Here is a 25,891-nt window from a genome sequence, read left to right as displayed (position 1 = left end):
TGGCGTACTCCCCGCGGCACGCGCGGCGGGGTGGCGTCCCTGCCGCGGGTTGTCGCTCAGGCCAACATATAGCCGCTTGCCAGCTCCCGGAAGCTGGCTACCTCGGCCGCTTGCCAGGCGGCGTCGTGCCCATGCTCCTCGGCCAGGATCTCGGCCACCCGCGGCGCTGCCGCGCTCGCGGCGCTGGCTTCCAGGAACAGGGCGCGATTGCGGCGCGCCAGCACGTCCTCGACTCGCCGAGCCAGTTCGAAACGCGCGGCAAAGCGCACATGGGCGGCGGTCAGCCCGGCGCCGGGCACGAGCATGTCGTCGTTGCCGGGCAGCGTGTGCAGCATGCCGACCTCGTTGCCGTAGTAACGGTCCGGCGAGCCGCTGCCGGGCGCGGGCAGGTTCGCGGGCAAGCCCTGCGCGCCGTGCAGCGGCAGATCTGCTGTCACGCAGGGCGCGGCCGGCAGCATCTGGCGCTGGATGGCCGTGCCCACCACGTCCTCGGCCATCTTGCGGTAGGTGGTCCACTTGCCGCCGGTGACGGTGATCAGGCCGGCCTTGGACACCAGGATGGTGTGCTCGCGCGAGAGCGAGGCGGTGGAGGCTTCGCCGGTGGCCTTGACCAGCGGGCGCAGGCCGGCCCAGACGCTGGTCACGTCGGCGCGGGTTGGCGCGCGCGACAGGTAGCGCGTGGCGGTCTCCAGGATGAAATCGACGTCGTCGGCGCCGGCGCGCGGCTCCAGCGGCAGGTCCTTGCGCGGCGTATCGGTGGTGCCGATGATGGTGTGGCCGTTCCAGGGCACGACGAAGAGCACGCGGCCGTCATCGGTCTTGGGGATCAGGATGGCACGGTCGCCGGGCAGGAAGCTGCGCGGCAAGGTCAGGTGCACGCCCTGGCTGGGGGCCACCATGCTGCGGGCCTGGCCGTCTTCCATCTGGCGCACGGCATCCACCCACACGCCCGTGGCGTTGATCACGCAGGACGCCTTCAGGTCGAAGCTGGCGTCGCCCAGTACGTCCTTCACGGTGACGCCGTCGATCACCCCGTTGCGCTGCGACAGCCCGCTCACGCGCAGGTAGTTGATGGCCGTGCCGCCCACGTCAAACAGCGTGCGCATCAGCGCGATGGCCAGGCGGGCGTCGTCGAACTGCCCGTCGAAATACAGGTTGCCGCCGCGCAGGGGCCGCCCACCCACGTGCTCGGCCAGGGTCGGCGCCGCTGCCAGGGTTTCGCGGTGGTTGAGCCAGCGGCTGCCGGACAGGTTGAGGCCGCCGGCCAGCATGTCGTATAGCTTCAGGCCGATGCCGTAGAAGGGCTGGTCGAACAACTGGTAGGCCGGCACCACGAAGCCGAGCGGCCACACCAGGTGCGGCGCGTTGCGGGCCAGCAGGCCACGCTCATGCAGCGCCTCGCGCACCAGGCTGATATTGCCCTGCGCGAGATAGCGCACGCCGCCGTGAACCAGCTTGGTTGCCTTGCTGGAGGTGCCCTTGGCGAAGTCGGCGGCCTCCACCAGCAGCGTGCGGTAGCCGCGCGAGGCGGCGTCCACCGCCGTGCCCAGGCCGGTGGCGCCGCCGCCGATGACGATGACATCCCACTTAGGCTCGCGCTCCAGGGTGGCGAGCAGGGTGGCGCGGTCGGGCGGCAGGATGGGGGTGTGCAGTGTCTGCATGATTCCTTGTTTGGTGCGAATGCGTGTCGCGGTGTTGCTTGTATGTACTTTTGTACTTGCCGTGTAGGCTTGTGTGCCTTGTGTGGCTTGTGCGCTGCGCTCAGCTCGCGCTCAATTTGTCGAGTGCGGTGGCGCGCCATCTTCCCGCGCCCAGTCGCGTGCGCGCTCTACCGCGCGATGCCAGCGCCAGAGCCGGTACGCGCGCGCGTCGGCGCTAAGGTTGGGCTCGAAGCGATGCTCCACCTGCCACTGGCTGGCGATCTCGTCCTCGCCGCTCCAGTAGCCGGTGGCCAGTCCCGCCAGGTAGGCCGCGCCAAGCGCCGTGGTCTCGGTCACGCGCGGGCGAACCACGGCCGTGCCAAGCAGGTCGGCCTGCATCTGCATCAGCAGGTCGCTGCGCGATGCGCCGCCGTCCACACGCAGTTCGGCCAGCGAGATGCCGGCATCTTTCTGCATGGCGTCCAGCACGTCCACGCTCTGCAGTGCGATCGACTCCAGCGCGGCGCGGGCAATGTGCGCTCGTCCGGTGCCGCGGGTCAGGCCGACCAGCGTGCCGCGCGCGAACGGATCCCAGTGCGGCGCGCCCAGGCCGGCAAAGGCCGGCACCAGCACCACGCCTTCGGTGTCGTCGCACTGGCGCGCCAGCGGCTCCACCTCGGGCGCGCTGTTGATGATCTGCAGCCCGTCGCGCAGCCACTGGATGGTGGCGCCGCCCATGAACACGCCGCCTTCCAGGCAATATTGGGTGCGGCTGGCGGGCGGCGTGGTGCCGCCCAGTTGCCAGCCAATGGTGGTGAGCAGGCGATTGTGCGAAGTGACCGGCTGCGATCCCGTGTTCATCAGCAGGAAGCAGCCCGTGCCGTAGGTATTCTTGGCCATGCCCGGGGACAGGCAGGCCTGGCCGTAGGTAGCGGCCTGCTGGTCCCCGGCGATGCCGGCAATGGGGATCTCCGCGCCAAACAGCCGCAGCGCCGTGCGCGCCACCTCGCCGCTGGAGGGCACCACCTCGGGCAACAAGCTGCGCGGGATGTCCAGCAGGTCGAGCAAGTCATCATCCCACTGGAAGGTGTGGATGTTGAACAGCATCGTGCGCGACGCGTTGGAGACATCGGTGACATGGCGCTTGCCGTCCGTCAGCTGCCAGATCAGCCAGCTGTCGACCGTGCCGAACGCCAGCTCGCCACGCGCCGCGCGTTCGCGCGCGCCCTCGGTGTTGTCGAGCATCCAGCGCAGCTTGGTGCCGGAGAAGTAGGCGTCGATGATCAGGCCGGTCTTGTCGCGGAACAGCTCGCCATGGCCGTCGGCCTGCAGCGCCTCGCACATCGGCGCGGTGCGGCGGTCCTGCCAGACCAGCGCGCGGCCGATGGGCTCGCCGGTCTGGCGGTCCCACAGCACGGTGGTCTCGCGCTGGTTGGTGATGCCGATGGCGCTCACCTGGCTGGCCGCGACGCCGGCGTCGTTCAGCACCTCGTGGGCCACCGCCAGCTGCGACTGCCAGATCTCGTAGGGATCGTGCTCGACGTGGCCGGGGTGCGGGTAATATTGGCGGAATTCGCGCTGCGCGACCCGCGCCACGTTGCCGGCGTGATCGAACAGGATCGCGCGCGAGCTGCTGGTGCCCTGGTCGAGCGCCAGCACGAATTGCGGCAGGCCCGAAGGCTGGGTTTGCTTCATGCGTCTTGTCCTGGATTGACTGCTTTTACCACTACATTAACCACTACATTAACCACTACATTAACCATTGCAGGCGTGCCTTGCCGGCCGCCGGGATCCTTCATGTCCGATACCTTGCCCGATAGCGCCAGCCAGAACCCCGTCGTGTCCCGCGTTGCCGCCTCGCTGGCGGCGCGCAGCCGTTTCGATGCCGGCGCGCATTTGCGGCTGACCGTGGCAGGCCGCCAGGTGGGCTGGCTGCCGCGCGCGCATGCGCAGATCCTGCGCGCGCAGGATACGGTGCCGGGCGTGCTGGGCGAGCCGCGGGGTGGCAGCGTGGCGCTGCTGCCGGACTGCGGCGATGCTTGCACTCGCAGCGCGGCGCTGAAGGTGCTGGCGCACTGGCTGGCGGATGCCGGCCATGTGCGCGGCTGGCGCGACGAGCTGTTCGCCGTCACGCCGGAACTCGCGGCGCCGGCCTTCGCGGTGATCGAGCGCGCGGCCGCGCGCTTTCTCGGGCTGCTGACCTTTGCCTCGCACATGAACGGCGTCATTGCCGGCGCGCGCGCGCTGTGGATTTCACGGCGCAGCGCCGCCAAGGCGGTCGACCCCGGCATGTGGGACAACCTGGTGGCTGGCGGCATGCCGCACGGCAGTGATCCGCTTGCCACGCTGGTGCGCGAGTGCGACGAGGAGTCAGGCATTGCGCCCGTGCTGGCGCAACGCGCCGAGGCGCATGGCGTGATCGAAGTGCTGCGTGAAATCCCCGAGGGCGTGCAGTGGGAGGCCGTGTACGTGTACGACCTGTTGCTGCCGCCGGATTTCGTGCCGCATAACCGCGACGGGGAGGTGGCCGAGCACCGCCGTATCGAGCCGGAGGCATTGCTTGCTATCATGGCGGATGGCGCCATGACGGTCGACGCGACCCTGGTGACGCTGGATGCGCTCAATCGCCGCGGCTGGAGCGCCCCCGGCATCCCCCGCCCTTGATCGGCGCGCACTAGACAAAACCACACACGATGAGCAATACCGGATTCATTCTCACCATTTCCTGCCCGGATCAGCCTGGCATCGTCCATGCCGTCTCGGGCCTGCTGTTCCAGCACGGCTGCAATATCGTCGACTCCGACCAGTACGGCGATGAGTTCACCGGCCGCTTCTTCATGCGTGTGCATTTCACGCCGGCCGCCGGCGGCCCGGACCTGGCCACGCTGAAGACCGCGTTTGCGCCGATCGGCGATCAGTTCGCCATGCAGTGGGACTTGTTCGATGCCAGCGTCAAGCCGCGCGTGATGATCATGGTGTCGAAAATCGGCCATTGCCTGAACGATCTGCTGTTCCGCGCCAAGGCCAGCGGCCTGCCGGTGGAGATCGCCGCCATCGTGTCGAACCACCGCGATTTCTACCAGCTTGCCGCGTCGTACGATATCCCGTTTTTCCACCTGCCGATGATGAACGCCTCGGCTGAGCAGAAGGCCGCGCAAGAGAACAAGGTGTTCGAGATCGTGCGCGAGCAGAACATCGACCTGGTGGTGCTGGCGCGCTACATGCAGGTGCTGTCCGACGACCTGTGCCGCAAGCTGGCCGGCCGCGCCATCAATATCCATCACTCGTTCCTGCCCAGCTTCAAGGGCGCCAAGCCTTACTATCAGGCGCACGACCGCGGCGTGAAGCTGATCGGCGCGACCGCCCACTACGTGACCGCGGCGCTGGACGAAGGCCCGATCATCGAGCAGGAAATCGAGCGCGTGGACCACAGCATGGATCCCGAGCAGCTCACCGCGGTGGGGCGTGACGTGGAGTGCGTGGCGCTGGCGCGTGCCGTCAAATGGCATGCCGAGCACCGCATCCTGCTCAACGGCCACAAGACCGTCGTCTTCAAGTAAGACCTCCGGCAAGTCCCTAAGCGAGTCCTTAGGCAAGCCACTCAGCAAGCCCTTCGCCAGGTGCCCGGCGGCAGTCGCGCCGGCACCGCCTCGCCCGCAGGGGCGCCTGCGCCGTGGCTGGCCGCTCTCAGGCCTGCGCGACCACACAGCGCACTCCGCTTTCTTCCAGCATGCTCTCGAATGGCGGCTTCAACGGCTCATCGGTGAACAGCCGGTCGATCTCCGAGACGTGCGCCAGTTCCACCATGGCCTGCCGGTTGAACTTGCTGGCGTCCGCCGCCAGCCAGACTTCGCGCGAATGCTCGATGATGGTCCGCGCTACCTTCACTTCGCGAAAATCGTAATCGCGCAGCGTGCCGTCGGCCTCGATGCCCGAGATGCCGATCAGGCCGATATCCACCTTGAACTGGCTGATGAACTCCACCGTGGCCTCGCCCACGATGCCGCGGTCGCGCGAGCGCAGCACGCCGCCGGCGACGATCACTTCGCAATCGGGGTTGTCGGCCAGGATGCTCGCCACGTTCAGGTTGTTGGTGATCACGCGCAGGCCGCGGTGATGCATGAGCTCGCGCGCGATTTCCTCGACCGTGGTGCCGATATTCAGGATCAGCGAGCAACCCTCGGGCACGGCGCTGGCCACTGCGCGCGCAATGCGGGCCTTGCCCTCGGCATTGAGCCCCTGGCGCTGCCGATAGGCGATGTTCTCCACCGTGGAGCCCTCCACCCGCACACCGCCGTGAAAGCGCGCCAGCATGCCGCCTTCAGCCAGCAGGTTGACGTCCCGGCGCACGGTCTGCAGGGTCACCCCGAACTTGCGGGCAAGTTCGTCGATGGAAGCGAAGCCCTGGCTGCGAACCTCTTCCAGCAGGGCGGTCTGGCGTGGATTTAGCGTCATGCCGGCATTCTAGTTCAAACACAAACGAAAACAAATGATGCGGTGCATGATTGTTTTATTTTCGTTTTTGCTCTAAAACGAGCGGGAAGCAAGGATTTGTGCGTTTGCATCATTGCGGTATATGTGATGTATGTGGCATTCGGAATCGGAGACTCGATGCAGCTCAGATTGGAAGGCATCGCCCAGCAAGCAGGTTCGCAGGCGTATCTATATCCCATGTCGCTGACGCCCGTGCCGGGCGCGGTGACCATCCTGCTAGGAGCCACCCAGGCCGGCAAGACCTCGCTGATGCGGGTCATGGCGGGGCTGGACCGGCCCAGTGCCGGCCGCGTCGAGGTGGACGGCGTCGACGTGACCGGCATGCCGGTGCGCGAGCGCAACGTCTCGATGGTCTACCAGCAGTTCATCAACTACCCGTCGATGACCGTCTTCGACAATATTGCTTCGCCGCTCAAGCTGCGGCGTTCCAAGGATGTCGATGGACAGGTGAGGGCGCTGGCCACCCGCCTGCATATCGAGCACCTGCTCGAGCGCTTTCCCGCCGAGCTCTCCGGCGGGCAGCAGCAGCGCGTGGCGCTGGCACGCGCGCTGGCCAAGGGCGCGCCGCTGATGCTGCTCGACGAGCCCCTGGTCAACCTGGACTACAAGCTGCGCGAAGAGTTGCGCGAGGAACTCACCCAGCTTTTCGCGCATGGCAATGCCACCGTGATCTATGCCACCACGGAGCCGGCCGAAGCGCTGTTGCTGGGCGGCTATACCGCGGTGCTGGATGCCGGCGAGCTGTTGCAGTACGGGCCCACGCCAGAGGTCTTCCACTATCCCGCCTCGCTGCGCGTGGCGCGTGCTTTCAGCGATCCCCCCATGAACCTGATGGCCGGCAGCCTGCTGGCCGGCGCGGTCACGTTGCCTGGCGGCGTTGTGGTCCCCTTGCCCGGGGCCGTGGAACAAGGCGGCACGGTAACGGTCGGGGTGCGGGCCGGTGCGCTGCGCCTGGACGCCGTGCCCGGCTCGGTGCCGGTGGCGGGCCGGGTGGCGCTGGCCGAGCTGTCCGGGTCGGACACCTTCGTGCACATGGATTCCCCGGTTGGCAACCTGGTGGCGCAGTTTCCGGGAGTGGTCGACTTGGAACTGGGCGCACCGCTCACGCTGCACCTGGATCCCGCGCAGCTCTACCTGTTCGACGCAGACGGCATGCGCATTCATGCGCCAAGCCGGCCGTTGAAGGTCGCCCCCGCCACTGCCGAGCTGGGAGCCTGAGATGACACGCATCGACCTCGAGCTGTCCCATTCATACCGTCCCGATCCGCAAGCGGATGAGGACTACGCGCTGCTGCCGCTGAAGTTCACGTTCAATGACGGCGGCGCCTACGCCTTGCTCGGGCCCTCCGGCTGCGGCAAGACCACCTTGCTCAATTGCATTTCCGGCTTGCAGCGGCCATCGCATGGCACCGTTTCCTTCGATGGCCGCGACGTGACAGCAGCCACGCCGCAGGCGCGCAACATCGCCCAGGTGTTCCAGTTCCCGGTGATCTACGACACCATGACGGTGGGCGAAAACCTGGCCTTCCCGCTGCGCAACCGCGGCGTGCCCGCGGCCCAGGTGAAGGAGCGCGTGGGCCGCGTGGCCGAGATGCTGGACCTGTCCGCATCGCTGGACCGGCGCGCCAGCGGCCTGGCGGCCGACGCCAAGCAGAAGATCTCGCTCGGGCGGGGCCTGGTGCGCCAGGACGTATCGGCCATCCTGTTCGACGAGCCGCTGACCGTGATCGATCCGCACCTGAAATGGCAGTTGCGCCGCAAGCTCAAGGAGATTCACCACGAGTTCCGGCTGACGCTGATCTACGTCACGCATGACCAGACCGAGGCGCTCACCTTTGCCGACCAGGTGGTGGTGATGTCGCGCGGCAGGGCGGTGCAGGTGGGGCCGGCCGATGCGCTGTTCGAGCGCCCGGCGCATACCTTCGTTGGCAACTTCATTGGCTCGCCGGGCATGAACTTCCTGGCAGGGGCATGGCGCGATGGCGCCATCGAAATTGCCGGTCGGCGCTATATGCCAGAGTTCGCGCCGACCGTCGCCACGGCCTTGCAGGCGGCCGGCAGCTTCAAGGTCGGCGTGCGCCCCGAGTACCTGCGCCTGGCCGCGAGCACCGATCCGCAGGCCGTGCCCGCACGCGTGGAGCGCGCGCAGGACATTGGCACCTACTGGCTGGTCACCGCCACCGTGCAGGATGCCAGCGGCCACGCTGCCACCGTGCGCGGCCGGCTCGGCAATGAGGGCGCGGCGCTGCGGGCGGGCGAGACCGTGTGGCTGTCCGTGTTCAACCGTCATACCTGTTACTACGTCAACGAGGAGCTGGTGGCATGAGCACGCTGAAGCCCGTCAACCAGAAGGCCTGGCTGCTGGTCATCCCGGTGGTCCTGTGCGTGGCGTTCTCTGCCATCCTGCCGCTGATGACCATCGTCAATTACTCCGTGCAGGACATCATCTCGCCCGAGCGGCGCGTGTTCGTCGGCACCGAATGGTTCCGCACCGTGCTGCGCGACGGCGAGCTGCACGACGCGCTGCTGCGTCAGCTTGGCTTTTCGCTGGCGGTGCTGGCGGTGGAGATCCCGCTGGGCATCCTGCTGGCGCTGTCGATGCCGGCCAAGGGGGTGAAGGCGTCGGCGGTGCTGGTGGTGATCGCGCTGTCACTGCTGATTCCATGGAACGTTGTGGGCACGATCTGGCAGATCTTCGGGCGCACCGACATCGGCTTGCTGGGTGCGGGGCTTGCCGGCATGGGCTTTGCCTACAACTACACCGGCAGCGCGGTGGACGCGTGGTTCACGGTGCTGGTGATGGACGTGTGGCACTGGACGCCGCTGGTGGCGCTGCTGTGCTACGCCGGCTTGCGCGCGATTCCCGACGCGTACTACCAGGCCGCGCAGATCGACGGCGCCTCGCGCCTGGCGGTGTTCCGCTATATCCAGCTGCCCAAGCTGCGTGGCGTGCTGATGATCGCGGTGCTGCTGCGCTTCATGGACAGCTTCATGATCTACACCGAACCCTTCGTGCTGACCGGCGGCGGGCCTGGCAATGCGACCACGTTCCTGTCGCAATACCTCACGCAGAAAGCCGTGGGCCAGTTCGACCTGGGCCCGGCCGCGGCATTCTCGATCGTCTACTTCCTGATCATCCTGCTCATGTGTTTTATTCTCTACAACTGGATGCAGCGCGCGGGCACCGCCGGCAGCGAGGACATGCCCAATGCGTGAAGCCAAACGTGAAGCCAAGCAAAGCGCCACTTACTGGCGTGCAGTCTTCCTGGTGGTGTACCTGGTCTTCGCCATCCTGCCGATCTACTGGATGCTGAACATGTCGTTCAAGTCCAACGAGGAGATCGTTTCCACGCTGTCGCTGTGGCCCAACGATTTCACGCTGGAGCACTACAAGACCATCTTCACCGATCCGTCCTGGTACTCGGGCTACATCAACTCGATGATCTACGTGGCGATGAACACGGTGATCTCGATCACAGTGGCGCTGCCCGCGGCCTATGCGTTTTCGCGCTACCGGTTCATCGGCGACAAGCACGTCTTCTTCTGGCTGCTGACCAACCGCATGACGCCACCGGCGGTGTTCCTGCTGCCGTTCTTCCAGCTCTACACCACCATCGGCCTGATGGACACGCACCTGGGCGTGGCGCTGGCGCACCTGGTGTTCAACGTGCCGCTGGCGGTGTGGATCCTGGAGGGCTTCATGTCGGGCGTGCCGCGCGAGATCGACGAGACGGCCTATGTGGATGGCTATTCCTTCCCGCGCTTCTTCATCACCATCTTCCTGCCGCTGATCAAAGCCGGCGTGGGCGTGGCCGCATTCTTCTGCTTCATGTTCAGCTGGGTGGAGCTGTTGCTGGCGCGCACGCTGACCTCGGTCAACGCCAAGCCGATCGTTGCCACCATGACGCGCACGGTGTCGGCCTCCGGCATGGACTGGGGCGTGCTGGCCGCGGCCGGGGTGCTCACCATCGTGCCCGGCGGCATCGTGATCTGGTTTGTGCGGCACTACATCGCGAAAGGCTTCGCGATGGGCCGCGTGTAAGGAGAGGATGCCATGTTCAACTGGATGGTATGGACCACCCCGGTGGCCGTGTTCTTCATCAGCATCGCGGTGATGCTGGTTGGCATGACGATGTGGGAGACGCGCGCCCCTACCATGGAGCGCAAGGGCTTCCTGCCGATCGCGACCACCCGCGGCGATCGCCTGTTCATCGGCCTGATGTGCGCGGCCTGGATCAACCTCGCGTGGGTAGGCCTGGGCGAGAAGATGATGGCGTGGTTTTCGCTGGCGGAGGAGCCTTCGATCTGGATCAGCCTGGTGCTGTCCATGCTTGCGCTGGGCCTGGTGATGCGCAAGGGCTGAGCCGCATGCGGATCGCGTACCTGAGCCGACAAGAATAAAGCGACGGATTTTTCGTCAATGGGCATAGCGGCCTGCACCTTCCCCGGACCGCGACCCAGACAAAGAGCAGGGAGGGGGATTCTCGAGGAGACGTCAATGAAGGTGCACGTGAAATTGGGCATGACGGCGCTGGCCTGCGCAGCGGCGCTCGCTTGCGGCCACGCCGCTTGGGCAGGCGAGGCCGAGGCCAAGAAGTGGATCGACAGCGAGTTCCAGCCGTCGTCGCTCGCCAAGGACAAGCAGCTCGCTGAAATGAAGTGGTTCATGGACGCTGCCGCCAAGCTCAAGGCGAAAGGCGTGACGCAGATCAGCGTGGTCTCGGAGACCATCACGACCCACGAGTACGAATCCAAGACGCTGGCCAAGGCCTTCGAGGAAATCACCGGCATCCAGGTCAAGCACGACATCATCCAGGAAGGCGATGTGGTGGAGAAGCTGCAGACCTCGATGCAGTCCGGCAAGTCGATCTATGACGGCTGGATTTCCGACTCCGACCTGATCGGCACGCACTATCGCTACGGCGCCATCCTGCCGCTGACCGACTACATGGCCGGCGCCGGCAAGGAGTGGACCAATCCCGGGCTGGACGTGAAGGATTTCATCGGTACCAAGTTCACGACCGCGCCGGATGGCAAGCTCTACCAGCTGCCCGACCAGCAGTTCGCCAACCTGTACTGGTTCCGCGCCGACTGGTTCGCGCGCAAGGACCTGCAGGACAAGTTCAAGGCCAAGTACGGCTATGACCTGGGCGTGCCCACCAACTGGTCGGCCTACGAGGACATCGCCAGCTTCTTCTCCAACGACGTCAAGGAACTCGACGGCAAGAAGGTTTACGGCCATATGGACTACGGCAAGAAGGATCCGTCGCTCGGCTGGCGCTTTACCGACGCCTGGCTCTCGATGGCCGGGTCGGCTGACAAGGGCCTGCCCAACGGCATGCCGGTGGACGAATGGGGCATCCGTGTCGGCGCTGACAAATGCACGCCGGAAGGTGCATCGGTCTCGCGCGGCGGTGCCACCAACAGCCCGGCCGCGGTCTATGCGCTCACCAAGTACATCGACTGGATGAAGAAGTACGCGCCGCCGCAAGCCATGGGCATGACCTTCTCCGAAGCCGGCCCGGTGCCGGCGCAAGGGCAGGTGGCGCAGCAGATCTTCTGGTACACGGCCTTCACCGCCGACATGACCAAGAAGGGGCTGCCGGTGGTCAATGCGGACGGCACGCCGAAATGGCGCATGGCGCCGTCGCCCTATGGCCCGTACTGGAAGCAGGGCATGCAGAACGGCTACCAGGACGTGGGCTCCTGGACCTTCTTCAAGAACACCGATCCCAACCGCCTCGCGGCGGCCTGGCTCTACGCGCAGTTCGTGACGTCCAAGACGGTATCGCTGAAGAAGTCGCTCACCGGCCTGACCTTTATCCGCGACAGCGACATCCATCACGAGTACCTCACCAAGAATGCCGCGCAGTATGGCGGCCTGATCGAGTTCTATCGCAGCCCGGCGCGGGTGGCGTGGACGCCCACCGGCACCAACGTGCCCGACTACCCCAAGCTGGCCCAGCTGTGGTGGAAGAACGTGGCGACCGCTGTGACCGGCGAGAAGACGCCGCAGGCCGCGATGGACAACCTGGCCGAGGAAATGGACCAGGTGATGGGGCGGCTGCAACGCGCCGGCATGACGAACTGCGCGCCCAAGCTCAACGCCAAGAGCGATCCCGCCAAGTGGCTGTCCGACGACCACGCGCCCTGGAAGAAGCTGGCCAACGAGAAGCCGAAGGGCGAGACCATCGCCTATGACAAGTTGTTGCAGGCATGGAAGGAAGGGAAGGTGCGGTAAGCGCCATCCCCGATGGCGTAGCGGACGGTGGCCTTGTGCCACCGTTTTTTCTTCCGGAGTTTGTGATGCGTTATCGACAAAAGCGATCTCCTGAAAAACCCCTTGACTATCTATCTACCAGTAGATAATATTCAGCACATGGAAGCCGCTGCTCCGCCCCAGCAAGAAAAGCTGCAGCAGGAAAGAGGATCCAGCGCATCACCCGGGGAATTCCCGTTTTTTTTGGCCAGCTCATCTATCTACTAGTAGATAACAGGCGAAGGAAGCGAAGGGTTCCAAAGCGTACCGATTCGATTCCGCCCAAGCGCGGGTCCTCAAATGCAAATGGAGAACATCATGACCTCGAACCTCTTCGCCAAGACCCTGATCACCGCCGCCGCCCTTGCTGCTGCTTTCGTTGCCGGCACTGCCCAGGCTTCAGGCCCGAAGGACAGCACGTTCTCGGGTGACAAGTACGGCTACGTGTTCCGCACCACCACGCCCGACGCCTTCACCGACGGCGCGCGCAGCGGCAAGTTCGACCCGTTCACCGAAGGCGCACGCGTTGGCAAGGCTGACCCGTACACGGACGGTGCCCGCATCGTGGCCGGCCTGGATCGCACCGGCGTCTCGGCTTCGCCGTCGCGGGCCGTTGACCAGTTCACCGACGGCGCGCGTGCCGGCAAGTTCGACCCGTACACCGATGGCGCACGTATCGTCGCCGGCCTGGATCGTAGTGGCGTGTCGGCCAGCCCGGCTCGCAGCGTGGACGCCTATACCGACGGTGCCCGTACCGGCAAGTTCGATGTGTTCACGGAAGGCGCCAACGCTTGAGCTACGCGCGACGCCTGAGCACGCTGTGAATCCATCGGTCATCCAATGAATGCGGTGATACATGCAAAGAGCCGGTAACACCGGCTCTTTGCCATTGCCGGCGCCTCGAGGGTCCGCCGAAAGGTGGATGCATGCCATGACGACTCCGTCCGTACGCGATCAACTGCTGGAGCACACCCTGGTGCTGGTGCGGCAGCGGGGGTTCAATGGATTCAGTTACCGGGACCTTGCCGAGCGGGTAGGGGTCAAGACCTCCAGCATCCATTACCACTTCCCCTCCAAAGAGGATCTGGTGCAGGCGGCGGTAACGGAGTACAGCGCCCGCAATTCGCAGCGCGTGCGCGACATCGACACCAGCCTGCCGGTGGACGAGCAGGCTCGCGCTTACCTCGCACCCTGGCTGGCTACCGCGGGTGGCGACGCCATCTGCCTGGTGGGCATGCTGTCCACGGATGCCGTGTTCCTGCCGGAAGCGGTGCATCGCATCCTCAAGGATTTCTACCGCCTGCACGAGACCTGGCTCACGCGCCTGCTGGAAACCGCGCAGGCCGTGCAGCACAAGGCTTTGCCGATCCCGCCGCAGGCGCTGGCGCAAGCCGTGTTCGGCGCGCTGCAAAGCGGACTGGTGGTTGCGCGGCTGTTCGGCGCGCCACAGCGTATCGAGGCGGCGGCAGACCTGTTGACAGCATCGGTATCCGCCTAGGCGGCCCCGGGGCGTGTCACGGGCCAGGGGCCCCGAGCGCTCCGCGTGCGGCAAGCCGCCGGCGCCGGTTGAGCCAGAGCGGCACCGCGCCAACCGCGATGCCGCCCAGGGCCACCAAACGCGTGGCCAGGTCGAAGCTGGGGATGCTGTACAGCCCGATGAACCACAGGAACGCCGCGCTGCAAGCGGGCCAAAGCACTAGCAGCAACAGCCTGGCGGGTGCGCGGGCGGCACCGCGCCGGCAGTGCCAGGCACAGGCGAAGCCGGCTAGCCCGTAATAGAACGCCACCTGGAAGCCGATGGCATTGACCGAGTCCTGGATGATCTGGCCCACGCTGTTGAAGCAGGCGGACAGCGCCAGCAGCAGCAAGCCGAACGAGGCAATCACCGCGGTGGCCACCCACGGCGTGCGCCAGGTGCGGTGCAGCTCGGCATAGCGCGGGTGCAGCAGGCCATCGCGGCCTTTGGCGTAGAGCGTGCGGGTGAACTGCAGGATCGAGGTCTCCAGCGTGCCCACGGTGCTGAGCATGACGGCCAGCACGGCCAGGTAGTCCCACGGGCGCGGGAGCAGCCGCGCGGCGAGCGCAAACACCACGTTGGTGCCGGCTCGGCGGATCTCCTGGTCGCTCAGCACGGCCTGGCTGGCGATGACGAAGGCCATGAACAGTGCCAGCACGATGACCATCGCCATCAATGCGCCGCGCCCGGGCGCATGCGCCGGATCGCGCGTTTCCTCGGTCAGGTTCGCCGTCACGTCCCAGCCCCAGAAAAAGAACAACGCCACCAGCGCCCCATTGGCAAACAGCTGCGGGTTAAAGCCAAATGGTGACAGCATGGCCAGCGAGGGCGGGTGGGCAAGCGGCAGCGGCGCACGCAGCAGGGCGGCGAGCACGATCGCGGCCAGCACCCCGACCTCGACCAGCGTCATTGCCACCTGGGTGTAGCTGGTCAGCTTGACTCCCTTGACTACGACCACGCTTACCGCCAGCAGCCAGCCTGCGGCGACCAGGGTCACCACGGGCGGGCGCTCCGCCAGCGCCGGATCGAACAGGAGCAGGGTGGCGGTGGCAGCCGGAATGGTGCCGGATACCATGAATACCGCCGACGCCACCAACAGCGTCCAGCCCGCGAAAAAACCGAGCACCGGATGGAAGATCTCGCAGACCCAGGTGTAGCAGGCGCCCGCGCTGGGCTGCAGCCGGTTCAGTTGCTGGTAAGACAGCGTCACGCCGAACATGATCAGGCCGCAATACAGCAGGCTGGCCGGCGCCAGGCTCCCCACCGTCGCGACCAGGGTGGCGGTGGTGGCCGCCAGGCTGAAGGCGGGCGCCGTGCCCGCCACGCCCATGACGACGGATTCGCCCAGCCCGAGTGCGCCTGCGTCCAGCGTTGCCGGTGAATTCCGATCCATGGCGAAGCTCCCCGTGCCATCGGTGGCCGGTGGTGGCCTGCCGACAGCACCGTGCGCGAGCCCGTGGGGGCGGGCATGCTTCAGGCAACTATACTGCCTGCCTCCGCCTTTTCAACCGCTTCCGAGGCTCACGGGCATTGCCGCAGTTCCCCGGCCAGCCAGTCGATCACGGGCCGGAACCGGGAAGCGCCGCGAAACTCCTGCGGATATGCCAGCCAGATTTCCCGTACGACCTCCGGCACCTCGCGCACCAGCGCGAGCCGGGCATCGTCCCGCGCCAGATAGTGCGGCAGCAGGCCGATGCCCAAGCCGTTGCGAATGGCCTCGCGCACTGCCAGCAGGTTGTTCGACTGGAACCCCGTGCGTGCCGCCAGCGTGCGCGTCCATTCGGATTCCGGCAACGCCAGGCCTTCGTCCAGCAAGCCGCACAATGGCGCGCCGTCGAGATCCTGCTCGCGCCACGGGCCGGCGTTGGCGGGCCGTAGCGGCGCATACAGGCCAAAGCCCATGCTGCCTGCGCGCTGCGCGATGGCATCGCTTTGCTGCGGCCGCGCCAGCCTTACCGCGATGTGGGCGCGGCGCCGTGCCAGGCTGGCGATGCGATTGTCCGTTTCCAGCCTGACCTCGAGTTGCGGGTGCGCGCGATAGAGCCCGAACATGCGTGGTGTCAGGAAGTGGCTGCCGAGCGCGGCGGTGCAGGCGATGCTGACCACGCCGGAGACGCCGCTGCCGGCGTCCTCCACTTGGCGCAGCAAGCGCTGCGCCGAACTCTCCATCTGCTGCGCCGCGGCCAGCGCCGAGCGGCCGGCCGCAGAGAGCGCGAACGCGCCATCGGTGCGTGTTGCCACGGGCTTGCCGAGCGCCGTCTCCAGCCGCCGGATGCGGCGGATCGTTGTCGCGTGCGTGACTTCAAGCTCGCGGGCGCAGGCCGAGTAGTTGCCGGTGCGGATCAGCGTGGACAGGGTGAGCAGGTCATCCCAGTGGAGTGAACGTTTTTGCACAATGGATGTGAGCCAGTTGAGAATTGGCGAACAGCATAGCGCGGCTTATCATCGCTTGCATGGTAGTCACCCTGGTGGCGCCTGCCCGTGTATTTCCACGCCGTTTCCAACACCTGACGCACAAGCACTAGGAGCCATGATGACCACACCCTTTACCCTGCTCGACCTCGCCGGCGCCAGCCGCCTTCCTTCGGCGTGGGAAGCTGCCACGCTGGTGCTGATCGACCACCAGCGCGAGTATGTCGACGGCAAGCTCCCGCTGGTGGGCATGCCCGCTGCCATCGCGGCCTGCGGCGAGCTCCTGGCGCTGGCGCGCCAGCATGGCAGCCCGGTGGTGCACGTGGTGCATCACGGGCGGGCCGGCAGCGGCGGCGCCTTCGATCCCGAGGGCCCGTATGCGGCCATTATCCAAGGGCTGGAGCCGCTTGGCGGCGAGCACACCGTGGTCAAGGGCCTGCCCAACAGCTTTGCCGGCACCACGCTGGCCGCCATGCTGGACAAGCTAGGGCGCAAGGAGCTGATCGTGGCGGGCTTCCAGACGCATATGTGCATCAGCGCCACGGTGCGCTCAGCGCTCGATCATGGCTATCGCAGCACCGTGGTGGCATCGGCCTGCGCCACGCGCGACCTGCCTGACCCGCTGGGCGGGGCGCCGCTCTCGGCAGCGGAAATCCACCGTCACTCGCTGGCGGCGCTGCATGACCGCTTTGCCACCGTGGTGGCTGGCCCCGGCGCCTGGGCCTGAGTTGGCGGGAACGGGGCGCAGAGGGCCACCTGATGCGTGGTGGATCCTCTGCCGACCGTATGTCCCACGCTGGTACCCATGTTAAGGAAAGTCAAAGGAAAATGCGGTGTACCGCTGGCTGGCGCCGGGTGCCGCGCGAATCCCATGCGGGGCCGTCGCAGGGCTTGCAAATTGGTGCGCCGCCCATGGGGCTGGTGCATACTACGGCCTCGCTGCCAGCCAGCGAGATCCGTCCGCAACCCGATTCTCCATTTCCATGAAACGCATTCTCCTCATCAAGATCACCTCTCTGGGCGATATGGTGCACACGCTGCCGTTGGTGTCCGACCTGCGGCGCGCCTATCCCGAGGCCAAGATCGACTGGGTGGCCGATGCGTCGTGCGCCGATATTCCGCGCTGGGCCGTGGGCGTGGATCGCGTGATCGCGCCGCCGCTGCGCGGCTTCAAGAAATCCCGCAGCTGGGCCGACCTGCGTGCCATCATCGGCGCGCTGTGGGCCCTGCGCCGCGAGAAGTACGATGTGGTGGTGGATGTGCACGGCGTGTACAAGAGCGCCATCGTGGCCTGGCTGGCGCGCTCCAGCCGGCGCCTGGGCTACGCCGCCGAGTACCTTGGCGAGGCGCGCGCCGTGTTTGCCTACACGCAGATCTTCGGGCCGCATGGCGACGCTACCGCGCGCCACAAGATGCGCATGGTGGTGGCCAACGCGCTTGGCTATCCACTGGATCCCGTTGAGCATTACGCGCTGCGCGTGCCCGCGCCCGCGGCGCCGCTCAATGCCGATGGCGTGCCGCGCGCGATGCTGTTCCACGCGACTTCCGTCGAGGCCAAGAAATGGCCTGCGCAGCGCTGGATCTCGGTCGGCAGGACGCTCACCGAGCGCGGCTACAGGATCCAGCTGCCCTGGGGCTCGCCCGCGGAGCGCGAGCAATCCGAAGCCCTGGCAGCGGAGATCCCCGGTGCCGAGGTCCTGCCGCGCATGACCATTACCGAATGCGCGCAACGGGTGGATGCCGCCGCGCTCGTGGTTGGCACCGATACCGGTTTCGTGCATCTGGCGGATGCGCTGGGCAAGCCGTCGGTGATGCTGTTCACGGTAACCGACAGCCAGCACTTCGGCATTAACACGCCCGGGCAGTCCGTCTCCGTTGGCGCGCGTGGCGTGGTGCCGGAGATTGCGGACGTGCTCGCCGCGATCGGCCAGGTCACGGCCGGCCAGTCCAGGCCGCAACTGGTGGCCGCCAGCCAGGGCTGATCGCCGCCCGCCCCGCCGCAACGGCGGGGCGTCCTGTCCACTTGCGCGGTACCGGCAGTGCCCGGCGCCCGCGCCGCTTCCCTTGTTCATCACGGAATGCAGGCCGTCCATCCGGGCGGCCGTCTGCGTTGCCCACGCTTGCCCGCATTTTTGCCTTGTGTTCTATATCGACCGATATATAATGCGTTCTATATCGTGTGATACAGAAACTATCCACCCCGACCGACCCAAGTCAGGCAAGCCGGAGCCACCATGGCGCGACCACGCGAATTCGATGAGCAGCAGGTGCTGGAGGCAGCGGGAGACGCATTCTGGGCGAATGGCTTCGAGGCCACCTCCACACGCGATCTCGTGAAGTGCACGGGCTTGACGCAGCCCAGCCTGTACAACGCCTTCGGCGACAAGCGCGGGTTGTTCCTGCGGGCGCTGGAGCACTACCTAGACCGTACCCTGCGCGAGCGCATCGGCCGGCTGGAATCTTCGCAATCGCCAGCGCATGCCATTGCGGCGTTCTTTGGCGAGATCGTCGAGCGCTCGGTCGCGGACGTGCAGCACCGCGGCTGCATGCTGGTCAATGCCGCGGTGGAGTCCACGCCCGGCGACGAAGCCTGCCGGAAAGGCATCGCCGACGAACTCGCCCAGATCCAGGATTTTTTTCAGCGCTGCATGGTAGCGGGGCAGGCGAGCGGCGAGATTCCCGCGGCCATGCCGGCGGCGGATGCGGCTGCGCATCTGCTGGCGGTGCTGCTCGGCGTGCGCGTGCTGGCCCGGGTCAGGCCCGAACGGGCATTGCTGACGGGGGCTGTTGCCCCAGCGCTTAGCCTGCTGGGCCTGCCGCCGCTGCCCGCCGGACCGCGCACGGCATGAGCTCGCATGAGCGCAACAAACGCACACACCGTATCCGTAGGAATGCATCATGTCCGAGCACACAGCCACCATCCCCGGTCCCATGGCATCGACACTCGATGCCCGCGCGTTGTTCGCCACACTGGCCGGGTTGTGCGCCAGCCTGGTGGCCATCGGCCTGGCGCGCTTCGCCTACACGCCGCTGATTCCGCCGCTGATCCAGGCGCAGTGGTTCACGTCGTCGCAGGCGGTGACGCTGGGCGCGGCGAACTTCGCGGGCTACCTGGCCGGCGCGCTGCTGGGCCGTCCGCTTGCCACGGCGCTGTCGAACCGTAATGCGCTGCGTCTGCTGATGGTGATTGCCACCGCCGCGTTCTTTGCCTGCGCGTATCCGTTGTCGGTGAGCTGGTTCTTTGTCTGGCGCTTTGCTTCCGGCGTGTCCGGCGGCGCCATCATGGTGCTGGTCGCCACCACGATCCTGCCGCATATCCCGGCCGCGCGGCGCGGCTTTGCCAGCGGCATGATCTTCCTGGGGCTCGGGCTGGGCATCGCCGCCTCGGGCACCATCATTCCGGAGTTGCTGCGCCTGGGTTTGAAGGACACGTGGATCGGCCTGGGCGTGTTCGCGGCTATCCTCACCGCCGTGAGCTGGTTCGGTTGGCCGGGCGCCACACCGGCGGCACCGGTGGTAGCGGCGTCCAGCGTGAACGCAAGGCCGGCTCGGCGTGCGAGCACCGCCATGCGCGTGCTGTACGGCCAGTACGCCGCGAACGCGCTGGGCCTTGTGCCGGCCATGGTGCTGCTGGTCGACTACGTGGCGCGCGGGCTCGGCCGAGGCGCGGAGATTGGCGCAGGCTACTGGGTCTTGTATGGTGTTGCTGCCATCGCCGGCCCCCTGGTGTGCGGCAACGTGGCCGACCGCATCGGCTTTGGCCCTGCCTATCGGCTCGCGTTGCTGTTGCAGGCGATCGCCGTGGGTACGCTCGCGTTGTCGGGTAGCCCGGTGCTGGTCGGCGTCGCCACCGTGGTCCTGGGCCTGTTCACGCCCGGCATCGTGCCGCTCGTGCTTGGACGCATCCACGAGATGGTGCCGCATGGCCACGCCGAGCAGCGCGCCGCGTGGAGCCGTGCCACCACCGCTTTCGCGCTGTTCCAGGCGCTTGGCGGCTACGGCTACTCGTACCTGTTCACGCTGTCCCACAACAATTACGCGCTGATCTTCCTGTGCGGCACCGCGGCATTGGGCCTGGCGCTGGTCGCCGATCTCGTCACGCGGCGCGCGCCGCTTGCGGTGGCTGCGCACTGAAATGGCGCGACGACGCAAAAAAACCAGGCGTTCTAGAATGAGATGCCATGCCTGCCGCAAGCCGGCGCTACAGACAGCAAGGAGTCTCTCCCATGAGTGAAAGTCAGTTGTTCCAACCCTTTTCGATTGGCAATCTACGGCTGGAAAACCGCATCGTGATCGCGCCCATGTGCCAGTACTCGGCCGAGGAAGGCTCGGCCGCCGACTGGCACATGATCCACCTTGGCCAGCTCGCGCTGTCGGGCGCCGCGATGCTGATCATCGAGGCCTCGGCCGTGTCGCCGGAGGGGCGCATTACGCCGGGGGATCTCGGCCTGTACTCGGATGCAAACGAGGCGGCGCTCGGCAAGGTGATCAAGGCCGTCAGGGCGCATTCGCCGATCGCGCTGGCGATACAGCTGGCGCATGCCGGGCGCAAGGCATCGAGCCACGCACCCTGGGAAGGCGGTAGCCAGATCCGGCCGGACCAGCCGTCAGGCTGGAAGACACTGGCGCCATCCGCCGTGCCGCACGCCGAGGGCGAGGATGCGCCGTTGGCGCTCGACCGCGCGGGCATGGACAAGGTGCGGGACGATTTCGTTGCCGCGGCCAGGCGCGCGGCCCGCCTTGGGCTCGATGGCATCGAGCTCCACATGGCGCATGGCTACCTGCTGCATCAGTTCCTGTCGCCGCTGGCGAACAAGCGTGATGACGAATACGGCGGCAGCCTGGAGAACCGCATGCGGTTCCCGATCGAGGTGTTCGACGCCGTGCGCGCGGCTTTTCCCGCGGACAAGCCAGTCTGGGCTCGCATCTCGGCCACCGACTGGGTGCCGGGCGGGTGGGATATCGAAGGCACGATCGCGCTGTCGAACGCGCTCAAGGCACGTGGCTGCGCGGCCATCCATGTGACTACCGGCGGCGTTTCGCCGGCGCAGGCGATCAAGCTGGGGCCGGGCTACCAGGTGCCTTACGCGCAGCGGGTCAAGGCGGAGGTGGGCTTGCCGACCATCGCGGTGGGGCTCATCACCGAGCCCGAGCAAGCGGAAGCCATCATTGCCAATGGCGAAGCCGATGCGGTGTCGCTGGCGCGCGCCATGCTCTACGATCCGCGCTGGGCGTGGCATGCGGCGGCCAAGCTTGGCGCGCAGGTGCATGCGCCAAAGCAATACTGGCGCTCGCAGCCGCGCGAGTACAAGGACCTGTTCATTGATGCCAGTTTCGGGCAGCGCTAGGCTGCGCCGGAAAGCAAACGGCGTCCGGATTCCGCGGGGGAAGCCGGACGCCGTCGCCTTGCACAGGCTCAGCCAGTCGATCCATCAATCGGCCTGGATGCCGAACTCCTTGACGATCTTGGCGTAGCGTGTCGAGTCCGACGCGATCAGTTTGCTTAGCGTTGCGGGCTCGCCGCCAACGGGCGTGATGGCGATGGTTGCCATGCGTGCCACCACGTCAGGCATTTTCAGGATGTCGTTGACGTGCGCATTCAGCATTTTCACCAACTCCGGCGGCAGTCCCTTGGGTGCCAGCAGCGCTTGCCACGCGCCCACCTCCACATCCTTGTAGCCCAGCTCCGCGAGCGTCGGCACATTCGGCGCGAACGGCGAGCGTTTCATGTCCGCGACGGCCAGCGGCACGATGGCGCCCGTCCCTATGTATTGCGCCACCGCGCCCAGCGTGGAGTACGTCATCGGCACTTGCCCGCCGAGCACGTCGACCACCGCCGGCGCGGTGCCGCGATACGGCACCTGTGAGATGTTCACGCCCGCGGCCTTGTTGAACAGCTCGCCAAGGATGTGCATGGGCGATCCGTTGCCAGGCGTGGCGTAGGTCTGCACCGTACCCGCCTTGGCGCGCGCGACCAGCTCGGGCAGCTTGGTGATGCCGGTGCCTTTGTTGACCACCACGAATAGCGACTGCACGCCAAGCTGGGCCACCGGCGTGAAATCGCCGCGCACGTCGTAGCTGGCGCCCGTGCCGTTCTTGAGCACCAGCGGCGCGATGGCAACGGTGTTGGGCGCGACCAGCAAGGTGTAGCCATCGGCGGCGGATTTGGCGACGTACGAACTGCCGATGGTGCCGGCCGCGCCGGTGCGGTTCTCGACCACCACCGACTGGCGCAGGCGCGCCGAGAGTTTCTCTGCGAGCAGGCGGGCCAGTACGTCGGTGTCGCCGCCGGCCGGGTAGGCAACGACCAGCGTGATGGGTTTGGTGGGGTAGGCCTGCGCTCCGGCGCCGCCTGCCATCATGGCCGTCGTGGCCGCGATGGCAGCAAACAGAATGCGAGTTGCGAGCTTCATGGGGAAACGCCTCTAGATTGACTTCGTGCTGGCATGCAGCGCGTTGCGCGCCGCATGCCAGCCAGTGCCGCGCAGCGACGCGCCGGCGCTTAGAACGTGTGCTTGATGCCGATCATCGTGCCCAGCTGGTTGCCGCCGGGCTTCGGGTTGGAACCCGTCTGGGCACCGCTGACCGACAGGGCGAGCTGGCCGCCGTTGTCGATGAAGCCAGCCGTGGCGTACACGGAGGTGCGCTTGGAGAAGGCGTAGGTACCACGCAGCGCGTACAGCATCGCCTTGTTGTCGCTGTTGTGGTACTTGAGGTAGTAGACCTGGCCGGCCAGCGTGAACGCCGGCGTGATGTCATACGCCAGGCCCGCATACCAGAGGTCGCTGCGCGGCGTGGGGCTGCCGTCATTGTCGCGGCGGATCACGCCCAGGCCCATCTTGGTCTTGGACAGCAGCACGTAGCCGTTGAGCGAGAGCCGGTCGTCCGTCAGGTTGCTCTTGGTCAGGCCGCCAAACGCGCCAGGCCCGCCACGCAGCGAGTCATAGGCCGCGGCCACGCCCCACCACTTGTTGTCGTACTGGAGCAGGGCCGACCATTCGCGGCATTGCTTGCTGTCGGCCGCATTCTCGCCCGCGCAGTTGGTGCCGGCCGGGCTCGGGCCCGCGTTCACCGTATCGCGGCCAAAGCTATAGGTGGCACCCACCGTGAAGCCGCCAAACGTGCCCTTGTAGGAAACGGCGTTATCGGCGCGCGCGTTCGGCAGATAGCTGTCGAGCGAGCCCGAGCCGTACACGTTGGGGCCGAGGATGTCCGGGTCCAGCGTGGCCCAGAACAGCATGGTGTACTGGCGGCCCAGGGCGACCTGGCCCCAGGGGCCGGAAAGTCCCACCAATGCCTGCCGGCCGAACAGGCGCGCGCCCTGGTTGGAGGTGCCGGAATCGGGGGCGAATCCGGATTCGAGCACAAACAGGCTCTTGAGCCCGCCGCCGAGATCCTCCGTGCCGCGGATGCCCCAGCGCGATGGCACCGTGCCCGTCAGCGTGTTCACGCGGGCCACGTTGTCCTTCGCCGCGCCAACATTGTTCACATACTCGATACCGGTATCGACGACGCCATACAGCGTCACCGTCGATTGGGCCGAGGCCAGCATGGGTACTGCGGCTGCAAGGGCAGCCAGTGCAATCCGTCCAAGTTTCATCGTTCGTTTCCTCTTCCTTTTCCTTTTCCGCCGTGTCGATCGGTTGGCGTTGCAGCGCTTCGTCAGGCCATCTTCGAGCTGGGTTTGTGCCTGCTGCCAGGAGCACTTTCCCATTTCTTTTGTTTTATAGGTAAAACATCGGATTACATAAGAAACAACGAGCAAAATATAGCTGGTCATTTCGGGAAACACATGGGTGGGTAATCCCTAGTGATGCGGAGAAGCGACGAGTGGCCTGCACCAGAACGGCGCTGTTGCGCACCATGCTGCGCAACAGCGAGGAGGGCGGCGCGCAGCCACCAGGCCGGGGAGCCGCACCCGTATTGGTATGCAAGGCCGTTGCGCCAGAAAGGGGATTTGCGGGCGCTCCAACGTCGGCGGAGAGCCGGGCCTGACGAAATTTTTTTGCAGGGGGTTAACCCGGATCAATTTCCAGATTCAGGCGGTCTATATTTCTTAAGTTTTATTAGAAAACTATGGTTTCATATATGGAACAAAATAATCTGGTGCAGGCACCCCAGCCGGCTGAAGCGTTGCTCCGCGCACTCGATAGCGGCTTCAGCGAGCGGCGCATAGCCGCCGGCCGCGACGGCGCGCCGCTCGCTTACCGGTGCGGCGGCAGCCACGGGCCTGTGGTGGTGCTGCTGCATGGCATCAGTTCCGGCGCGGCCTCCTGGCTGTCGTGCGCAAGCCTGCTGGCGGCGCACGCGCGCGTGATTGCGTGGGACGCGCCCGGCTATGGCAATTCGCCGGCCCTGCCCATCGCAGCGCCCAAGGCTGCCGACTACGCGCTGCGCCTGCAGGACCTGATGCGCGCCCTGGACGTACGGCCTGATGTGATCGTGGGGCACTCGCTCGGCGCGCTGATGGCGGCCGCCTATGTGGCCGAGGCTAGCCCGGCGCTGCTGCCCGCGCAGTTGCTGCTGTTGAGCCCTGCGCAGGGATACGGCGGCCCCGGCAAGGAGGACAAGGCAAGGGACGTGGCGCGCCAGCGGCTCGAAGCGCTTGCGGCCGTGGGCGTGGAAGGCCTGGCCGAGCGGGGCCCCAGCCGCCTGTTGAGCGCCGCGGCCAGCGCCGATGTGCAAGCCTGGGTGCGCTGGAATATGCGTCGGCTGGATCCGGACGGTTACCGGCAGGCGGTGGCGATGCTGTGCGGCGATGCCATTGACGACTACCTCGGGCGCCGGGGGCAGGGCGTTAAGGTGCGGGTCGGCTGCGGCGCGCTGGATGTCGTGACGCCGCCGCCCGGGTGCGCGGCGCTGGCGGAGCGCTTTGCCTTGCCATTCGAGCTGATCCCGGAGGCAGGGCATGCCTGCTACGTGGAGCAGGCCAGCCGGGTCGCGCGCTGGATTCGCCACGGGCTTGCCGCGGCTTAGCCTTCCCACTTTCTGTTCCTCGTCCTGTTTCTTCGTACCCACCCGCCTCAGGCCGCCGCGCCGATGCCGATGCCACGTTCTCGTGGCATTGGTAAATCAAAAGGGTAAACCCCAGTCAATTTTTGAAGTTTCGTTGTCTATAGTGGTGTCTGTGTTCAATATTTAAATCAGCGTTTTATAGGTGAAACAAAACGCTCGGTTAGCCGGTTGGCAATAAGGGAAAGGAGTAGCGCAATGGAAAACCTCGCATACAACCCGAATCTGGCGCCCTGGGAGCGTCCGGCTCCGAACAATGTCGCTGGCAAGGGCCACATCGAGCAGCCCGGCAAGGTGGCCAACATCGTGTGGCAGACCCGCGCCGCCATGCCCACCGCCTACGAAGACGCGCTGGGCGATGCGCTGGAGGCCGCCTTCGAAGCTGGTGCGAAAAGCCCGGAAGACATCGTGCGTTCGTTCAACCAGGCGGGATTGCTGGGCGCGGATGGCCAGGCCTGGACCGAAGCGCGTTTCCTCGCCGAAATGCACCGCCTGGGCGCCTGAGCGAGGCGCCACGCAGTTCAAGAACATCAAAGCGATTGCGTCACGAAGGGCAGT

General features: G+C 66.3%; 24 protein-coding genes. 17 read left to right on the top strand and 7 right to left on the bottom strand.

Going from position 1 to position 25,891, the window contains the following annotated elements; genetic code table 11:
• Positions 1-56 precede the first annotated feature (56 nt).
• Together AC1Q7Q_RS17635 and glpK are read right to left on the bottom strand one after the other, a co-directional pair.
• Complete coding sequence (locus AC1Q7Q_RS17635) at positions 57-1,661, bottom strand: glycerol-3-phosphate dehydrogenase/oxidase (RefSeq protein WP_492376100.1); 1,605 nt, start codon at positions 1,659-1,661, stop codon at positions 57-59.
• Between the two features lie 111 nt (positions 1,662-1,772).
• Positions 1,773-3,335, bottom strand: coding sequence for a glycerol kinase GlpK (gene glpK / locus AC1Q7Q_RS17630; protein WP_492376101.1), 1,563 nt, complete (start codon positions 3,333-3,335; stop codon positions 1,773-1,775).
• 102 nt (positions 3,336-3,437) lie between these two features.
• Here glpK and AC1Q7Q_RS17625 point away from each other — a divergent pair, with 102 nt between their 5' ends.
• Together AC1Q7Q_RS17625 and purU are read left to right on the top strand one after the other, a co-directional pair.
• Positions 3,438-4,304 carry an NUDIX hydrolase gene (locus AC1Q7Q_RS17625; protein WP_492376102.1) on the top strand — a complete coding sequence of 289 codons (867 nt, stop codon included), beginning with the start codon at positions 3,438-3,440 and terminating at the stop codon, positions 4,302-4,304.
• Positions 4,305-4,333: 29 nt separating this feature from the next.
• Entirely contained in the window at positions 4,334-5,200 is an 867-nt protein-coding gene (gene purU / locus AC1Q7Q_RS17620) for a formyltetrahydrofolate deformylase (protein ID WP_043347737.1), read from the top strand.
• 127 nt (positions 5,201-5,327) lie between these two features.
• On the opposite strand, the gene AC1Q7Q_RS17615 is transcribed toward purU, so the two are convergent.
• A complete protein-coding gene (locus tag AC1Q7Q_RS17615) occupies positions 5,328-6,095 on the bottom strand; it encodes a DeoR/GlpR family DNA-binding transcription regulator (protein ID WP_150983211.1) in 768 nt (255 codons plus the stop codon).
• Between the two features lie 156 nt (positions 6,096-6,251).
• Here AC1Q7Q_RS17615 and AC1Q7Q_RS17610 point away from each other — a divergent pair, with 156 nt between their 5' ends.
• The 8 genes from AC1Q7Q_RS17610 to AC1Q7Q_RS17575 all read left to right on the top strand — a co-directional run bounded on the left by AC1Q7Q_RS17610 (position 6,252) and on the right by AC1Q7Q_RS17575 (position 13,891).
• Positions 6,252-7,352 (top strand): ABC transporter ATP-binding protein, encoded by a 1,101-nt coding sequence (locus AC1Q7Q_RS17610; protein WP_492376103.1) that lies wholly within the window; start codon positions 6,252-6,254, stop codon positions 7,350-7,352.
• Position 7,353: 1 nt separating this feature from the next.
• A complete protein-coding gene (locus AC1Q7Q_RS17605; RefSeq protein ID WP_492376104.1) occupies positions 7,354-8,460 on the top strand; it encodes an ABC transporter ATP-binding protein in 1,107 nt (368 codons plus the stop codon).
• Positions 8,457-9,350 carry a carbohydrate ABC transporter permease gene (locus AC1Q7Q_RS17600; RefSeq protein ID WP_492376105.1) on the top strand — a complete coding sequence of 298 codons (894 nt, stop codon included), beginning with the start codon at positions 8,457-8,459 and terminating at the stop codon, positions 9,348-9,350. Before AC1Q7Q_RS17605 ends, AC1Q7Q_RS17600 begins: the two co-directional genes overlap by 4 nt.
• The gene (locus AC1Q7Q_RS17595; RefSeq protein ID WP_492376106.1) at positions 9,343-10,176 is read left to right on the top strand and encodes a carbohydrate ABC transporter permease; all 834 of its coding nucleotides are present in this window, start codon (positions 9,343-9,345) and stop codon (positions 10,174-10,176) included. Before AC1Q7Q_RS17600 ends, AC1Q7Q_RS17595 begins: the two co-directional genes overlap by 8 nt.
• A 12-nt stretch (positions 10,177-10,188) precedes the next feature.
• The gene (locus AC1Q7Q_RS17590) at positions 10,189-10,497 is read left to right on the top strand and encodes a DUF2160 domain-containing protein (protein ID WP_459371386.1); all 309 of its coding nucleotides are present in this window, start codon (positions 10,189-10,191) and stop codon (positions 10,495-10,497) included.
• A 147-nt stretch (positions 10,498-10,644) separates the two neighbouring features.
• A complete protein-coding gene (locus AC1Q7Q_RS17585) occupies positions 10,645-12,375 on the top strand; it encodes an ABC transporter substrate-binding protein (protein ID WP_492376115.1) in 1,731 nt (576 codons plus the stop codon).
• A 336-nt stretch (positions 12,376-12,711) separates the two neighbouring features.
• The gene (locus AC1Q7Q_RS17580) at positions 12,712-13,188 is read left to right on the top strand and encodes a copper resistance protein CopQ (protein WP_492376107.1); all 477 of its coding nucleotides are present in this window, start codon (positions 12,712-12,714) and stop codon (positions 13,186-13,188) included.
• A gap of 136 nt (positions 13,189-13,324) precedes the next feature.
• Positions 13,325-13,891 carry a TetR/AcrR family transcriptional regulator gene (locus AC1Q7Q_RS17575; protein ID WP_492376108.1) on the top strand — a complete coding sequence of 189 codons (567 nt, stop codon included), beginning with the start codon at positions 13,325-13,327 and terminating at the stop codon, positions 13,889-13,891.
• 16 nt (positions 13,892-13,907) lie between these two features.
• Here the strand turns inward: AC1Q7Q_RS17575 and AC1Q7Q_RS17570 are convergent, their stop codons facing one another.
• A complete protein-coding gene (locus AC1Q7Q_RS17570) occupies positions 13,908-15,302 on the bottom strand; it encodes an APC family permease (RefSeq protein WP_492376109.1) in 1,395 nt (464 codons plus the stop codon).
• Positions 15,303-15,430: 128 nt separating this feature from the next.
• On the bottom strand, positions 15,431-16,303 hold the full coding sequence (locus AC1Q7Q_RS17565) for a LysR family transcriptional regulator (RefSeq protein ID WP_492376110.1): 873 nt from the start codon (positions 16,301-16,303) through the stop codon (positions 15,431-15,433).
• A gap of 139 nt (positions 16,304-16,442) precedes the next feature.
• Here AC1Q7Q_RS17565 and AC1Q7Q_RS17560 point away from each other — a divergent pair, with 139 nt between their 5' ends.
• The 5 genes from AC1Q7Q_RS17560 to AC1Q7Q_RS17540 all read left to right on the top strand — a co-directional run bounded on the left by AC1Q7Q_RS17560 (position 16,443) and on the right by AC1Q7Q_RS17540 (position 21,669).
• The gene (locus AC1Q7Q_RS17560; protein ID WP_492376116.1) at positions 16,443-17,048 is read left to right on the top strand and encodes a cysteine hydrolase family protein; all 606 of its coding nucleotides are present in this window, start codon (positions 16,443-16,445) and stop codon (positions 17,046-17,048) included.
• Positions 17,049-17,304: 256 nt separating this feature from the next.
• Positions 17,305-18,303 (top strand): lipopolysaccharide heptosyltransferase I, encoded by a 999-nt coding sequence (gene waaC / locus AC1Q7Q_RS17555; protein WP_492376111.1) that lies wholly within the window; start codon positions 17,305-17,307, stop codon positions 18,301-18,303.
• A gap of 252 nt (positions 18,304-18,555) precedes the next feature.
• Entirely contained in the window at positions 18,556-19,170 is a 615-nt protein-coding gene (locus AC1Q7Q_RS17550) for a TetR/AcrR family transcriptional regulator (protein WP_492376112.1), read from the top strand.
• A 49-nt stretch (positions 19,171-19,219) separates the two neighbouring features.
• The gene (locus AC1Q7Q_RS17545; protein WP_492376113.1) at positions 19,220-20,455 is read left to right on the top strand and encodes a YbfB/YjiJ family MFS transporter; all 1,236 of its coding nucleotides are present in this window, start codon (positions 19,220-19,222) and stop codon (positions 20,453-20,455) included.
• A gap of 92 nt (positions 20,456-20,547) precedes the next feature.
• Positions 20,548-21,669, top strand: coding sequence for an NADH:flavin oxidoreductase/NADH oxidase (locus AC1Q7Q_RS17540; protein WP_492387191.1), 1,122 nt, complete (start codon positions 20,548-20,550; stop codon positions 21,667-21,669).
• Positions 21,670-21,753: 84 nt separating this feature from the next.
• On the opposite strand, the gene AC1Q7Q_RS17535 is transcribed toward AC1Q7Q_RS17540, so the two are convergent.
• Complete coding sequence (locus tag AC1Q7Q_RS17535; RefSeq protein WP_492375964.1) at positions 21,754-22,734, bottom strand: Bug family tripartite tricarboxylate transporter substrate binding protein; 981 nt, start codon at positions 22,732-22,734, stop codon at positions 21,754-21,756.
• Between the two features lie 89 nt (positions 22,735-22,823).
• Complete coding sequence (locus tag AC1Q7Q_RS17530) at positions 22,824-23,921, bottom strand: porin (RefSeq protein WP_492375965.1); 1,098 nt, start codon at positions 23,919-23,921, stop codon at positions 22,824-22,826.
• Positions 23,922-24,409: 488 nt separating this feature from the next.
• Here AC1Q7Q_RS17530 and AC1Q7Q_RS17525 point away from each other — a divergent pair, with 488 nt between their 5' ends.
• Together AC1Q7Q_RS17525 and AC1Q7Q_RS17520 are read left to right on the top strand one after the other, a co-directional pair.
• On the top strand, positions 24,410-25,297 hold the full coding sequence (locus AC1Q7Q_RS17525) for an alpha/beta fold hydrolase (protein WP_492375966.1): 888 nt from the start codon (positions 24,410-24,412) through the stop codon (positions 25,295-25,297).
• Between the two features lie 234 nt (positions 25,298-25,531).
• Positions 25,532-25,837 carry a recombinase-like helix-turn-helix domain-containing protein gene (locus AC1Q7Q_RS17520; protein ID WP_174423394.1) on the top strand — a complete coding sequence of 102 codons (306 nt, stop codon included), beginning with the start codon at positions 25,532-25,534 and terminating at the stop codon, positions 25,835-25,837.
• Positions 25,838-25,891 lie beyond the last annotated feature (54 nt).

Source organism: Cupriavidus sp. GW823-FHT07A04, from assembly GCF_058794615.1.
Note: the sequence above shows the minus strand (reverse complement) of the source record. Positions and strands in the feature narration are given on the sequence as shown.

Excerpts from the sequence above, each read along its gene's own strand:
- AC1Q7Q_RS17545 (WP_492376113.1), top strand. The coding sequence starts at position 19,220 with ATGTCCGAGCACACAGCCACCATCCCCGGTCCCATGGCATCGACACTC.
- AC1Q7Q_RS17605 (WP_492376104.1), top strand. The coding sequence starts at position 7,354 with ATGACACGCATCGACCTCGAGCTGTCCCATTCATACCGTCCCGATCCG.
- AC1Q7Q_RS17625 (WP_492376102.1), top strand. The coding sequence starts at position 3,438 with ATGTCCGATACCTTGCCCGATAGCGCCAGCCAGAACCCCGTCGTGTCC.
- AC1Q7Q_RS17550 (WP_492376112.1), top strand. The coding sequence starts at position 18,556 with ATGGCGCGACCACGCGAATTCGATGAGCAGCAGGTGCTGGAGGCAGCG.
- AC1Q7Q_RS17525 (WP_492375966.1), top strand. The coding sequence starts at position 24,410 with ATGGAACAAAATAATCTGGTGCAGGCACCCCAGCCGGCTGAAGCGTTG.
- AC1Q7Q_RS17540 (WP_492387191.1), top strand. The coding sequence starts at position 20,548 with ATGAGTGAAAGTCAGTTGTTCCAACCCTTTTCGATTGGCAATCTACGG.
- AC1Q7Q_RS17530 (WP_492375965.1), bottom strand. The coding sequence starts at position 23,921 with ATGAAACTTGGACGGATTGCACTGGCTGCCCTTGCAGCCGCAGTACCC.
- AC1Q7Q_RS17595 (WP_492376106.1), top strand. The coding sequence starts at position 9,343 with ATGCGTGAAGCCAAACGTGAAGCCAAGCAAAGCGCCACTTACTGGCGT.
- glpK (WP_492376101.1), bottom strand. The coding sequence starts at position 3,335 with ATGAAGCAAACCCAGCCTTCGGGCCTGCCGCAATTCGTGCTGGCGCTC.
- AC1Q7Q_RS17575 (WP_492376108.1), top strand. The coding sequence starts at position 13,325 with ATGACGACTCCGTCCGTACGCGATCAACTGCTGGAGCACACCCTGGTG.
- AC1Q7Q_RS17580 (WP_492376107.1), top strand. The coding sequence starts at position 12,712 with ATGACCTCGAACCTCTTCGCCAAGACCCTGATCACCGCCGCCGCCCTT.
- AC1Q7Q_RS17610 (WP_492376103.1), top strand. The coding sequence starts at position 6,252 with ATGCAGCTCAGATTGGAAGGCATCGCCCAGCAAGCAGGTTCGCAGGCG.
- purU (WP_043347737.1), top strand. The coding sequence starts at position 4,334 with ATGAGCAATACCGGATTCATTCTCACCATTTCCTGCCCGGATCAGCCT.
- AC1Q7Q_RS17600 (WP_492376105.1), top strand. The coding sequence starts at position 8,457 with ATGAGCACGCTGAAGCCCGTCAACCAGAAGGCCTGGCTGCTGGTCATC.
- AC1Q7Q_RS17615 (WP_150983211.1), bottom strand. The coding sequence starts at position 6,095 with ATGACGCTAAATCCACGCCAGACCGCCCTGCTGGAAGAGGTTCGCAGC.
- AC1Q7Q_RS17635 (WP_492376100.1), bottom strand. The coding sequence starts at position 1,661 with ATGCAGACACTGCACACCCCCATCCTGCCGCCCGACCGCGCCACCCTG.
- AC1Q7Q_RS17560 (WP_492376116.1), top strand. The coding sequence starts at position 16,443 with ATGACCACACCCTTTACCCTGCTCGACCTCGCCGGCGCCAGCCGCCTT.
- AC1Q7Q_RS17520 (WP_174423394.1), top strand. The coding sequence starts at position 25,532 with ATGGAAAACCTCGCATACAACCCGAATCTGGCGCCCTGGGAGCGTCCG.
- AC1Q7Q_RS17570 (WP_492376109.1), bottom strand. The coding sequence starts at position 15,302 with ATGGATCGGAATTCACCGGCAACGCTGGACGCAGGCGCACTCGGGCTG.
- AC1Q7Q_RS17590 (WP_459371386.1), top strand. The coding sequence starts at position 10,189 with ATGTTCAACTGGATGGTATGGACCACCCCGGTGGCCGTGTTCTTCATC.
- waaC (WP_492376111.1), top strand. The coding sequence starts at position 17,305 with ATGAAACGCATTCTCCTCATCAAGATCACCTCTCTGGGCGATATGGTG.
- AC1Q7Q_RS17535 (WP_492375964.1), bottom strand. The coding sequence starts at position 22,734 with ATGAAGCTCGCAACTCGCATTCTGTTTGCTGCCATCGCGGCCACGACG.